The organism is Devosia sp. 919 (genome assembly GCF_013185965.1).
Lineage (GTDB): Bacteria > Pseudomonadota > Alphaproteobacteria > Rhizobiales > Devosiaceae > Devosia.
In genome coordinates, this window is record NZ_JABAOL010000001.1 from 3,028,779 (window position 1) to 3,041,347 (window position 12,569).

The 12,569-nt window shown below is 62.5% G+C and carries 11 protein-coding genes; 6 read left to right on the plus strand and 5 right to left on the minus strand.

The window, feature by feature from the left end; all coding sequences use genetic code 11:
* Positions 1–40 precede the first annotated feature (40 nt).
* Both chvE (HRQ64_RS14715) and chvE (HRQ64_RS14720) read right to left on the minus strand, forming a co-directional pair.
* Positions 41–1,105 (minus strand): multiple monosaccharide ABC transporter substrate-binding protein, encoded by a 1,065-nt coding sequence (chvE, locus tag HRQ64_RS14715; RefSeq protein WP_210258677.1) that lies wholly within the window; start codon positions 1,103–1,105, stop codon positions 41–43.
* Positions 1,106–1,216: 111 nt separating this feature from the next.
* Positions 1,217–2,290 carry a multiple monosaccharide ABC transporter substrate-binding protein gene (gene chvE, locus HRQ64_RS14720; protein WP_172123906.1) on the minus strand — a complete coding sequence of 358 codons (1,074 nt, stop codon included), beginning with the start codon at positions 2,288–2,290 and terminating at the stop codon, positions 1,217–1,219.
* A 409-nt stretch (positions 2,291–2,699) separates the two neighbouring features.
* Between chvE (HRQ64_RS14720) and HRQ64_RS14725 the strand changes: the two genes are divergently transcribed.
* The 6 genes from HRQ64_RS14725 to HRQ64_RS14750 all read left to right on the plus strand — a co-directional run bounded on the left by HRQ64_RS14725 (position 2,700) and on the right by HRQ64_RS14750 (position 8,550).
* Positions 2,700–3,467, plus strand: coding sequence for a FadR/GntR family transcriptional regulator (locus HRQ64_RS14725; RefSeq protein WP_172123908.1), 768 nt, complete (start codon positions 2,700–2,702; stop codon positions 3,465–3,467).
* A 113-nt stretch (positions 3,468–3,580) separates the two neighbouring features.
* A complete protein-coding gene (locus HRQ64_RS14730; RefSeq protein ID WP_172123910.1) occupies positions 3,581–6,934 on the plus strand; it encodes a transglutaminase family protein in 3,354 nt (1,117 codons plus the stop codon).
* A gap of 219 nt (positions 6,935–7,153) precedes the next feature.
* Positions 7,154–7,321 (plus strand): hypothetical protein, encoded by a 168-nt coding sequence (locus HRQ64_RS14735; RefSeq protein WP_172123912.1) that lies wholly within the window; start codon positions 7,154–7,156, stop codon positions 7,319–7,321.
* A 47-nt stretch (positions 7,322–7,368) separates the two neighbouring features.
* The gene (locus HRQ64_RS14740) at positions 7,369–7,527 is read left to right on the plus strand and encodes a DUF3309 family protein (protein WP_127753789.1); all 159 of its coding nucleotides are present in this window, start codon (positions 7,369–7,371) and stop codon (positions 7,525–7,527) included.
* 200 nt (positions 7,528–7,727) lie between these two features.
* A complete protein-coding gene (locus HRQ64_RS14745; RefSeq protein WP_164854854.1) occupies positions 7,728–8,105 on the plus strand; it encodes a DUF883 family protein in 378 nt (125 codons plus the stop codon).
* 4 nt (positions 8,106–8,109) lie between these two features.
* A complete protein-coding gene (locus HRQ64_RS14750) occupies positions 8,110–8,550 on the plus strand; it encodes a hypothetical protein (RefSeq protein ID WP_172123914.1) in 441 nt (146 codons plus the stop codon).
* Positions 8,551–8,581: 31 nt separating this feature from the next.
* Here HRQ64_RS14750 and HRQ64_RS14755 read toward each other — a convergent pair whose 3' ends face one another.
* The 3 genes from HRQ64_RS14755 to HRQ64_RS14765 all read right to left on the minus strand — a co-directional run bounded on the left by HRQ64_RS14755 (position 8,582) and on the right by HRQ64_RS14765 (position 12,528).
* Positions 8,582–10,030 carry an HWE histidine kinase domain-containing protein gene (locus HRQ64_RS14755; RefSeq protein ID WP_172123916.1) on the minus strand — a complete coding sequence of 483 codons (1,449 nt, stop codon included), beginning with the start codon at positions 10,028–10,030 and terminating at the stop codon, positions 8,582–8,584.
* 174 nt (positions 10,031–10,204) lie between these two features.
* Positions 10,205–11,122: a diacylglycerol kinase family protein gene (locus HRQ64_RS14760; protein WP_127753793.1), complete on the minus strand. Its 918-nt coding sequence runs from the start codon at positions 11,120–11,122 to the stop codon at positions 10,205–10,207.
* A gap of 11 nt (positions 11,123–11,133) precedes the next feature.
* Positions 11,134–12,528, minus strand: coding sequence for a CHASE3 domain-containing protein (locus HRQ64_RS14765; protein WP_127753794.1), 1,395 nt, complete (start codon positions 12,526–12,528; stop codon positions 11,134–11,136).
* Between the last annotated feature and the right edge of the window lie 41 nt (positions 12,529–12,569).

A 12,569-nucleotide genomic window follows, 5' to 3' on the forward strand; every position in this document is an offset into this window, starting at 1 on the left:
CCCGCAAACAAATGCGGGGCCCAGTCCTTGGTTTGCAGGATTACTGGACGTCTTCGGCCTTGATATAGCCGGAGTCGATCAGCAGTTCCTGATAGTTGGTCTTGTCGACTTCATATGGCGTCAGCAGGATCGAGGGCACGACCTTGACACCATTGTCGTAAGTGGTGGTGTCGAGGCCTTCCGGCGTTTCGCCCGAAACAACCGTTTCCACGAGGTCCGCGGTGACGCGGGCCAATTCACGGGTGTCCTTGTAAACGGTCGAGTACTGCTCGCCCGCAACAATCGCCTTGACCGACGGAGCCTCGGCGTCCTGGCCCGAAATGATCGGCCAGGCGAGGTCGGACGAACCATAACCAACGCCGCGCAGCGACGAGATGATGCCGCGAGCCAGCCCGTCATTGGGTGCCAGCACGGCATCGACGCGGGTGCCGTCCGAATAAGCGCTGGACAGCAAGTTATCCATGCGAGACTGGGCGGTGGCACCATCCCAGCGCAGGGTACCAACCGTCTGCATGCCGGTCTGCCCGGACTTGACGACGAGGTCCCCCTTGTCGATCAGCGGCTGGAACACGCTCATCGCGCCGTCGTAGAAGAAGAAGGCATTGTTGTCGTCCGGCGAGCCGCCGAACAGCTCGATATTGAACGGGCCGGGCTTCTCGGGATAGCCGAGGCCCTTGAGGATCGAATTGGCCTGCAGCACGCCCACCTGGAAGTTGTCGAAAGTGGTGTAATAATCCACATTCCCCGTGTCGCGGATCAGGCGGTCATAGGCGAACACTTCCACTTCGGACTCGCCCGCCTGCTGCAGCACGGCCGACAGCGTCGTGCCGTCGAGCGCGGCGATCACCAGGGCATCAACACCCGTGGTGAGCATGTTTTCGATCTGGGCAAGCTGGTTGGGAATGTCGTCGCCGGCATATTGCAGGTCGACCGTATAGCCCTTTTCCTCAAGCGCGGCCTTGAGCTCGGCGCCATCGGAAATCCAGCGCAGCGTGGTCTGCTCGGGCATCGAAATGCCGATCGTGCCCTTGTCCTGGGCCAAGGCCGCGCTCGAGGCCGTCATTGCCACGGCGCTCACCGCCAGAACACTGGCGAAGGTCTTCAAAAATGTCATGTATCGCATCCCTGTGGAGCAAAGAACTTTTGCAAGAACGCCGGCGGATTGCTCCGCCAGCGCAGTCATTCCTCGTCCGGGCGAGAACGAAAAGCCCGGCAGTTACTGGAGATCTTCAGCCTTGAGGTAGCCGGAATCCACCACCAGTTCCTGGTAGTTGGACTTGTCGACTTCATAGGGGGTGAGCAGGATCGAGGGCACGACCTTGACGCCATTTTCGTAGGTCGTGGTGTCGAGACCTTCGGGCGTGCCGCCAGTCAGCACGGTTTCCACCAGGTCCGCAGTCACGCGGGCCAGCTCACGGGTGTCCTTGTAGACAGTGGAATACTGCTCGCCGGCAATGATCGCCTTGACCGAGGGGGCTTCCGCATCCTGGCCCGAAATGATGGGCCACGGCTGATCGGCCGAGCCATAGCCCACGCCGCGCAGCGAGGAGATGATGCCGCGCGACAAGCCATCATAGGGGGACAGGACGGCGTCGACGCGCGAACCATCCGAATAGGTGCTCGACAGGAGGTTATCCATGCGGGCCTGCGCCACCGCACCGTCCCAGCGCAACGTCCCAACGGTTTCCATGCCCTGCTGGCCCGACTTGACCACCAGGTCACCCTTGTCGATCAGCGGCTGGAACACGCTCATCGCGCCGTCATAGAAGAAGAAGGCATTGTTGTCGTCGGGCGAGCCGCCAAACAGCTCGATATTGAATGGGCCAGGGTTCTCGGGATAGCCGAGACCCTTGAGGATCGAATTGGCCTGCAGCACGCCGACCTGGAAGTTGTCGAAAGTGGTGTAGTAATCCACATTGCCAGTGTCGCGGATCAACCGGTCATAGGCAACGACCGGGATCCCCGAGTCGGCCGCCTGCTGCAGCACGCTCGACAGCGTCGTGCCGTCGATCGACGCGACAACCAGCGCCTCGACCCCGGTGGTCACCATGTTCTCGACCTGGGCGAGCTGGTTGGGGATGTCGTCTTCAGCATATTGCAGATTGACGGTATAGCCCTTGGCCTCGAGCGCGGCCTTGAGTTCATTGCCGTCCGAGATCCAGCGCAAGGACGACTGGGTTGGCATGGCGATACCGATGGCACCCTTGTCCTGGGCAAAAACCGCTGCCGAACTGACCAGCGCCACGGCGCTGACCGTCAACAAGGTTGCAAGAGATTTGGCAAGCTTCACGTCTCGACTCCCTATGATCTTCAGTATGCAAGAATAAGCATTGGTGCTTGGGGGCGGGCGGCGCCCCACGAATGCGGGCTGCTCAAGGCATGCCGAACCGGAGCGAACCAGGCATCGGCGGCGCCCCGGCGCAGCAGCAATTTGCGTTGCATTGATTCCTCTCCCGGCAGCCGCTGTTGCAGCCGCGGCCCTCCCAAGCCCACGTCGCGGAAGCTAGTTTAATCAGATAAGACTGTAAAGCGACTTTGCTTCCCCCGCGCTCCCCCTACCCTGCCAAAGTTCAACAAGCCTCCCGGTTGCAGCCGCTCTTGCTTGACGATACCGTCCGCCCGCCCGCCAGTGCCCCGAGGCCAAAAAGCATTCGAAGCAATGCAATCTATGTCGACCTATCAGATAGGCAGGAGGAAAGTTGAGCATCGCAACGGATGGGAACTCCCCTGAGGGGGGCAGCGCCGCCAGTGTCGTGGCCGATCACCTCGCACGCCAGATCCTGACCGAGATGATCCCCGGCACAAGCCTGCCCAGCGAAGCCGAACTCGCATTGCGCTACCAGGTGAGCCGCTTGACCATTCGCGAGTCCGTCAAGCTGCTCGAAGGCCGGGGTCTGCTCGAGATCGCCAAGGGCCGCCGCGCCGTTGTGCGCGAGCCGGACGGCGCGGCCTTTACCGATTTCCTCACCTCGGTGTTGCGCTACGATCCCAAGGGCCTGTTTGACCTCATGGAAGTGCGCATGTCCCTTGAGGTGCAATCAGCAACCCTGGCGGCCAAGCGCGCGTCCCGGGCCGGCACCGCGGCCATCGAGCACGCCCTGCAAGGAATGCGCGATGCCGCGGGGGAGTCGGAAACCGCAGCGGAGACCCACGAGGTCTGCTTCAACGACCATGACCTGGCCTTCCACGAAGCCGTTGCGCTGGCCAGCGGCAATCGCGTGCTCGGCTATCTGTTCGAGGGCATGGCCCCGGCATTGCGCGAAGGCTTCACCGTCAGCCAGCGCGGCCATCAGCGGCGCGGCCACACCGTTTGGAACACCATTGCCGACCATGAGCGTATCTTTGAATGCATCAAGTCAGGCAATGGCCGCGCCGCCGGGGAAGCCATGCGCCTGCACCTCAAGGACACCGAGCGCGACATGCGTGCGGCTCTGACAATGGCCCTGCCACAAACTCCACGTTTGTAAAGAGGAGCTTGCGTCTCCCAACCGCGTTATCGGCAGTGCTGGCGGCTGCGGTCAAAGCGGACTAGGCTGCCGCCAGGCGACCCGGATTTCACCCAAGCGAGCGACGCAACCGCATGTCGATCAAAGCTGCCGTCTATCACCTCACGCACTACAAATATGACCGCCCCGTTTATTTGCAGCCCCAGATCATCCGGCTCCAGCCAGCGCCGCATTCCAAGACCAAGGTGCTCAGCCACGCACTCAAAGTCACCCCAGCAAACCACTTCGTCAATGTGCAACAGGACCCCTACGGCAACTTCCTCGCCCGCTTCGTCTTCCCCGAACCCGTAACCGAGCTCAAGATCGAGGTGGATCTTGTGGCCGACATGACGGTCTACAATCCGTTCGACTTCTTCGTGGAAGAGCGCGCCGAAACCTGGCCCTTCCTGTATCCCGAAGACATCAGCGACGACCTCGCCATCTACATGAAGGCCGAACCTGTCGGCCCGCTGGTTGAACAGTTCCTCGCCGGCATCGATCGATCGCCCACCAATACGGTGACCTTCGTCACCGGGCTAAACGCCCGCCTCCAGCAACACGTCGCTTACATCGTGCGCATGGAGCCCGGCGTCTGGAGTCCTGAGGAAACCCTGGGCAATGCCCGCGGCTCCTGCCGCGATTCCAGCTGGCTCCTGGTCAACATCCTGCGCCATTTGGGCTTTGCTGCCCGTTTCGTTTCGGGCTACCTGATCCAGCTCAAGCCCGATCTCGTGTCCCTTGATGGCCCTGCCGGTACGGACCGCGACTTCACCGATCTGCATGCCTGGTGCGAGGTCTATTTGCCCGGTGCGGGCTGGGTCGGTCTTGACCCCACTTCGGGCCTGCTCACGGGTGAAAGTCACGTCCCTCTGGCGGCCACGCCGCACTACCGCAACGCCGCCCCGATCTCAGGTCTTGCCTCCTATGCCGAGGTCGACTTTGCTTTTGACATGCGCGTTGACCGCGTCGCCGAGCATCCCCGCGTCACCAAGCCGTTCTCGGATGCCGCTTGGGACGAGCTCAATGCGCTGGGCCATCAAGTCGACGGTGTTCTGGCGGCAAATGACGTCCGCCTCACCATGGGTGGCGAGCCCACCTTTGTCTCGATTGACGACTTCGAGGCCGAGGAATGGAACACGGGAGCGGTCGGGCCGACCAAGCGCGCCCTGGCCGATGACCTGATCCGGCGCCTGCGCCAGCGCTTCGCCCCAACGGGCCTGCTGCATTATGGTCAGGGCAAATGGTATCCCGGCGAGACCCTGCCCCGCTGGACCTTCTCGCTTTACTGGCGCACCGACGGCCAGCCGGTCTGGCAGGATGAGAACCTAATCGCTCGCGAGGGAGTGGCCACCACCGCCAAGCTGGGCGACGCCGAAGCCTTCCTTGCGGCATTCGCCCGACATCTGGGGCTGTCCGGCGACACCATTGCGCCGGCTTACGAGGACCCGGGCGAATGGCTGCTCAAGGAAGCCAATCTGCCGCCCAATGTCGACCCGGCCAATTCCGAGCTCGCGGACCCCGAAGCGCGCTCCCGCATTGCCACCGTGTTCGAGCGCGGCCTGACCAATCCCACGGGCTATGTGCTGCCGGTGCAGCGCTGGAATGCACAGGCTTCCAGCCCCTGGCTGACCGAGAAATGGCAGACGCGGCGCGGCAAGCTGTTCCTGGCTCCAGGGGACAGCCCCGCCGGCTATCGCCTGCCCTTGTCTTCGCTGCCCCATCTCAAGCCAGTCGATTATCCCCATGTGGTGGCGCAGGACCCCGGCGCCCCCCGTGCGCCACTGCCGCCAGCCCACGCTATCCTGCCCCACGCCGCCCATCCCGGCCTTTCCGCCGATCCGCGCGCCCAAACGGCGGCCGAGTTCACCGCCGCCGGCGAGCAGCAGGATCGCACCGAGCAGGTCATCAGCGAAATCAAGGGTGAGGTGCGCACTGCAGTTACCGCTGAAATCCGCGACAACCGACTTTGCGTCTTCCTGCCGCCGGTGGAAACGCTCGAGGACTATCTGGGACTCGTTGCAGCCACTGAAGCCGCAGCCCGCGAAGTCGGCCAACCCGTGCACCTCGAGGGCTACGGGCCACCAACCGACCCGCGTCTCAACGTCATCCGTGTTGCCCCCGATCCCGGCGTGATCGAGGTCAACATCCATCCCGCCAATAACTGGGATGAGTGCGTCGCCACCACGACCGCCGTGTACGAGGAAGCCCGCCATTCCCGCCTTGGCGCCGACAAGTTCATGATCGACGGTCGCCACACCGGCACTGGCGGCGGCAACCACGTTGTTGTGGGCGGCGCTACGCCCGAGGACAGCCCCTTCCTGCGGCGTCCGGATCTGCTCAAGAGCCTCGTGCTCCATTGGCAGCGCCATCCTGCGATGTCCTACCTGTTCTCGGGCCTCTTCATTGGACCGACCAGCCAAGCGCCCCGGTTCGACGAGGCGCGCCATGACAGCCTCTATGAACTCGAAATTGCCATGGCGCAGGTGCCGAACCCGGTAGCGGGCGAGCCGGCGCCGCGGCCTTGGCTGGTGGATCGCCTGTTCCGCAATCTCTTGACCGACGTCACCGGCAACACCCACCGCTCGGAGATCTGCATCGACAAGCTGTTCTCTCCCGATGGCCCGACCGGCCGGCTGGGCCTTGTGGAATTCCGCGGCTTCGAAATGCCCCCCAATGCCCGCATGTCCCTCGCGCAGCAGGTGCTGATCCGCGCGTTGATCGCCCGGTTCTGGACCGATCCGCTGGAGGGCAAGTTTGTGCGCTGGGGCACGACGCTCCATGACCGCTTTATGCTGCCCCACTTCATCTGGCAGGACTTCCTTGATGTTCTGGCCGACCTTGAGCACCACGGCTTCCGGCTCGATCCCGCCTGGTTCGCCGCTCAACTGGAGTTCCGCTTTCCTTTCTGCGGCGAGGTGGAATACGAGGGCCTGCGCCTTGAACTGCGCCAAGCGCTGGAACCCTGGCACGTCATGGGCGAACAGGGTGCAATTGGCGGCACGGTGCGTTTTGTTGATTCATCGGTTGAACGGCTTCAGGTGAAACTTGAAGGCACCAATCCTGACCGCTACGCCGTGTGCTGCAACGGGCGCCCCCTGCCCCTGCGCAAAACCGACGCCGCCGGCACGGCGGTTGCGGGGGTACGCTTCAAGGCCTGGCAACCTGCCTCGGGGCTCCACCCGACACTGGAGCCAAACGCCCCCCTCGTGTTCGACATCTATGATCGCTGGACCGGACGTCCCGTCGGCGGCTGCGTTTATCACGTCGCTCATCCCGGCGGGCGCAACTACGACACTTTCCCCGTCAACGGCAACGAGGCTGAAGCGCGCCGCCTCGCCCGGTTCGTGCCCGGCAACTACACTGCTGGCGGCTTTGCACTGCACGAGGAACAACCAGCCGACGAATTTCCGCTGACACTGGACTTGCGCCGCCCCGCCAATCTGAACTGAGCACCGCTCTGGGACGCTGAACGACAACAGGGCTGCTCGCTAGCTGGTTATCATTAGCCATCTGAGGCGCCAGCTGAACCGCACTTAGATCCTTCTGGCTAGGGCGGAGAGGAGATCACCGGAACCAAGTCGTTCCATCGCCGTTATTTGATCACGCACAACAAAGCGTGATTGCCGGTCGATCCTGTTGGAAAACCTGGCTTTCACATGGAGGGCATCGTGAACAATTCTGTCCGCAACTTGAGCGAGCATGCACGCCACAGGGCACCGGCATGGTCACTCGAGGGCTATGATGGGGAGACTCACTATTCCGACGTGCTTAAAGCTTTGTCGCCTGCGTTCTTTATTTTGACCGTCGCTGCCGCTTTGATCCTCGCCATTCTTTAGCGGCCAGCGGCGATCGGAACTTTAGCGTCACTTAAAGGAGAGTTCCCATGACGTTAGGCACTATTCTCATCATCATCCTCATCTTGTTGCTGATTGGCGCGTTGCCCAATTGGGGCTATTCGCGCGGCTTTGGCTACTTCCCCTCCGGCATCCTCGGCGTGATCCTCGTGATCGTTCTGATCCTGGTGCTGATGGGACGGGTCTAACCCTCCAGCTCAACCAATATGGCGCAGCCAATGAAATTGGCCTCTGCTCAAGCAGGACGCGCCTTGCGAGCCGGGAAGCCCCCTCCCGCGCTTGCCCTGTCACCCCGATGCCTTGTCGCGTCGGGGTGTCTTTCCCATTTCAGCGGGCCGCACACCGGATCAACCCGCAATCGTCAACTCCAGAGAAGGACCGCCTCATCATGGCCAACACTACCAGCACTGATCTTCCCCCGGGCGTCCGCAAAGTCGGCGCGGCCTCAGCAGCAGAAGACGCAATCCCCGCGGCCTCCAAGGAGCAACAGCTCGAGCAGCAGGTCAGCCAGCTCCAGAACGATATTCGCGATATTGCCGCAACATTGGCCCAGCTGACCGGAGAAAAGGTCACCGAAGCGCGCGGCATCGCCGAAACCGAGATGCACCGCCTCAAGCGCCACGGCCAGAACGCTCTGGACGAAGTGCAGGATCAGGCCGGGGCGCTTGAGGAAAGCCTCAAGCAGACCATCCGTGAAAAGCCCTTCACCGCCGTGGCAAGCGCCTTGGGTGTAGGCTTCATCCTGGCGCTGCTGAGCCGGCACTAACAGCATGAACATGCTCGTGCCGCTTGCGGCCCTGCTCGGCATCGAGCTTGAGGCAATAACCGGTCGTGTCCGGCAGGCCATTATTGCTTACGCGATAATGGGCCTGTTCGGGCTGATCGCTTTCGGCTTCCTGCTGATGGCGGGCTATCTGGCCCTGGCCGATTGGCTGGGCGCCGTGCCCGCAGCCTTGATCTGCGCCGGGGTAGCGATCGTGCTGGCTTTCGCGACCTTCATCGTGATCCAGGTTAGCACCGCCCGCCGAGAGCGCGAACAGGCAGAAAAGCGGCGGGCTGCCGAGGCCAGCGCCTTTGTCACCACCGCCACGGTGACGGCCTTGCCTGCCTTGTGGAGGTCCTCGGCCCTGCGCAACATCGCCCTGCCGGCGGCAGCCGCTGCCGCAACCTTCCTGTTCAGCCGCCGGCGCGGCAAGCGCACCGACGAATAAGCACCAAGCGCGACGCTCCTGGCGTCGCGCTTCAGACTTCCTCGGGCAGCGGCATCCAGATGCTGGCTTCCACGCCAGCCGGGTTGAACTTGAGATCGACCTTGCTGTCGAGCACCTTGGCAAGGCTCCGTTCGATCAGTCGGGCTCCCAGGCCATATTCAGTGGGCGTGCTGACTCTCGGGCCGCCCCGCTCACGCCAGTTCAGCGACAAGCCGCGCACCGGCGTATCGGTGATCTCCCAAACAATGTCGACAACCCCGTTCTCGCTCGCCCAGGCGCCATAGCGATGGGTATTGGTGGTTAGCTCATGCAGGATCAGCCCCAGACCCAGGGCATGGTCGGCCGGCAACATGATGTTCTCACCCTCGACCTTGGCCCGGTCCGGCTCCTCCAGAAAATGTGGACCGAACTGCGAGCCGATCACCTCATACATGGTCACGCCCGACCAATCACGATTGGCGAGCAGCACATGGGCATCCGAGATGGTTTTCAGCCGGCCCGAAAATGCCTCGATGAAACTTTGCGGATCCGGGTTCTGCCGGATGGTCTGGCGCGCTACCGATTGGATCATCGCCAGCGTATTCTTGACCCGGTGATTGAGCTCACGCAGCAGCAGCCTGGTATTGTCGGCACTGAGCTTGTTTTCCGAGATGTCGGTGCTCGCACCCATCAGCACCAAGGGCCGACCATCGGCGTCGCGCTGGTAAACCCGACCTCGCATCGCCAGCCAACGGGTCGCATCCGCTGAGCGCGCTTCGACATTGAAGTCAGCGCCTTCTTCTAGGCTACCCTTGATCTCCTCGCGCAAGCGTTCCTGATCATTGGCATGGAGAGCGTCCAACACCTGCTGCGCATCGATTGCCTCGTTATCGGGTAATCCATACATGCGCCGGAATGTATCGTTGCAGGTGATCTCCCCGCTCGGCACATCCCATACCCAACTGCCCACCTTGCCGGCTTCCAGCGTCAAGGCGTGGCGCCATTCCTCCCGGATCAATGCTGCAGCCGTGCGCGCCCGCACCCGCGCCTCATCCTTGAGCGACAAAAGGCTGGAGACCACGCCCGCCAGATCGACCAGTTGCGCGAGTTGATCGGGGTCAACCTCGGAGCGTGGCTGGGTGTCTAGGACGCAAAGCGAACCCAGGCGCTGCCCCCGCACCACCACCGGCGCGCCAGCGTAAAAGCGCACCTTGGGCGAACCCACAACGAAGCGATTATTCTCGAACCGCGGATCGGCCGCGGTGTCGAGCACGATGAGCGGCTCGGATCCTGGCTCGGCTAGCGTATAGGCGCAAAAGGAGGCCTCCACCTCGCTGCCTTGCAGGTCATCCACGCCAAAACAGGAGCGAAACCATTGCCGCTCAGCGTCAAGAAGCGGCAGGAGCGCGAACTTGGCTCCAAACACTCTGGCAGCAATGCGGGTGAGGCGATCGAAATCGGCGTCGGGTTCGCCATACAGCAACTCAAGGCTTTCGAGCACTGCAAGTCGTTCAGGCTCTTCGAGAACTTGCCGAACGTGAGAAGGAAGAGAGCGTTGATTATCTGCCAATGTTTGTCCCGTTACCGGTTGCGGCAAATGGTGCAACGACAAGGCCGCACATCCATCAACCCAACCAAACGACCAGGATGGTATTTGGTTGCCAATATTCTGCAATCATTCGGGAACCTGCATCGCCGGCTGCGGCAGCAGCACCGGCAGGCCGCCGGGATGAACCCGCAGTTTTACCAGTTTATCCAGCCGGATCAACTCGCCATCGATCACAGCATGGGCACCGCGCTTGCGCTTGGGAAAATGCAGCACCGCTTCCTCGACCAGGGTCGAGGTAACCAGCGGACTTGATTGCCAGGTGCCGCGAAAAACATCGACTACCAGCTTGAGCAGGGCCCAGCTCGACATGGGTTCGGCGACATAAACGGCCAGCAGGCCGGCATCCAATTGATCCGGATGCGGCAGCGGGCCCGAGCCGATGGGATTGTTGGAAACGACAATGCCCGACGCGCGCCGCCGCTGGCTGCCGGTGGGCGTATGCAGATCCACTTCGAAGTTGGGGGGCCGCACCACCGTCGCGGCCACGGCCCGGAGACTGGCGAAAATCTTGCCCAGCCGGCTCCGATAAACCATGTCTTCGCGAATGCGCACCAGCCTGGCATGGACGCCCACATTGAACTGGTAGACAAAGGCGCGATCATTGGCGCTGCAAACATCGACCTGCCCGATAGTGCCCGCGGCAAGTGCCTCAAGCGCTTCATGCAGGTCCTGCGGCACTTTGAGAGACCGGGCAAACAAGTTCATGGTTCCGGCGGGAAGTACCGCCAGTGGCACCTTGGTGGCAAAGGCCACCCCCGCCGCTGCAGAAACCGTGCCGTCCCCACCAGCGGCCATAATGACGTCGACCCCCGGCGTTTCCGCCACGCGCCAAAGCTCACCCTGGACAGCTTTGCCACCAACCACCCGGCACTCGAGGGAATGACCGTGCTCGGCAAAAATCGAGATTGCCTCAGTGCTGAAGGCATCAAGGTCCATGGTGCGCAGCGTACCGCCATCCCTGTTCAGCACGGCAATGATGCGCATCCCAAGCCCTCTCAGCTGTGTGTCGGGTTTTCGGCAGAGTCTATCGTCGGCAGCGGCACCGAGATCTTCATGCCGCCTTCTTCGCGCCGCTCGTAAACCGGCACGCCGCCAAACTGTGCGGCCAATTGCTTGACGATCACACTGCCGAGCCCACCCTCGCCCATGTCCTGATCAGGCGCAATGCCCACCCCGTCATCAGCCACCGCGAGCGTGGGCACGCCATCCTCCGACCGCCGCAGCCGCACCGAGATTGTGCCACCCTGCCCGTCTGGAAAAGCATGCTTGAGGGCATTGGTGACCAGTTCGCCGACCAGGATGCCGATCGTGGTGGCATCCCTCGCGCCAATCACGAAGGGCTCCACATCCCCTTCGATATGGACCACCCCTGCATTGGCGGCGGTCAGCTTGAGATCATCAAGCACCGCTTCCATGAACTCATCGGCTCGGGCAGTTTCCAGATCGTCGCCCAAGCGCAGCCGCCGATGCGCCGACGCAATGGCATGCACCCGGGAACGAGCCGACTCCAGCGCCCTTTGCACCTCCGGCGATTTCGAACGCAGCATTTGCAGCCCCAGCATGGACGATACTGTCGCGAGGGAATTGCCGATACGGTGATTGGTGTCCTGCAGCAGCGCTTCCACGCGCTGCCGTTCATGTTCGGCATGGGCGCGCGCTTCTTCCAGCGCCTGGGTGCGCTCGCGCACATGCCCTTCGAGCACCTCGTTTTGGGATTGCAGCGCGGACTGCCCATGGGCCAGCGACACGACCATGCGCTGCGATCTGCTAAACAGCGAATAAGCCAGGATCGCCGCTGCCGCCAGGGCGGTAATCACCGCACCCACCAGCCAGCGCCGAGACGTATCAATGGCGCGGTTACGCTCGCCCAGCCGCTGGTTTTCCTCGCGGATAAACTGCTCGAGCGACTCGCGAACCGAATCCATCAGCCGTGCCCCCATGCCGGTTTGGGTGAGCGCTTGCGCCTGATCGGCCCGCATGGTCCGCACCAGTTGCACATTGCGCTCCATTTCAGCGGTGCGCATCGCGATCTCGGAGGCGATTAACGCCATCCGCTCGGCCTGGTTCGGGCGATCCTTGGTCAGCGCAGCCAGCGAGAGCATTCGGGTTTGAATTGCAGCACTCGCCCGGCGATAAGGATCAACGAAGCTTTCATCGCCCGTGAGCAGATAGCCGCGCTGGCTGCTTTCCGCTTCGGCCAAGGCGTTGGTGAGCTCACGCGCCTGGTTGCGCACCTCATAGGTGTCGATTACGTCGCGCAGTTGCCGATCAATGCCCTGCATCATCACGAGGGCCGCCGCCGCTGCCAACAAGACCAGAGCCAGCGAGGCGAACACGGCCAGCCTTTGTATTGATCCGCGCGACGATACGACCGTTCCGGTCTGACTCAACCTGCCCTCACTTCAACATGCGCTTGGCGCGGCCCCGGCAC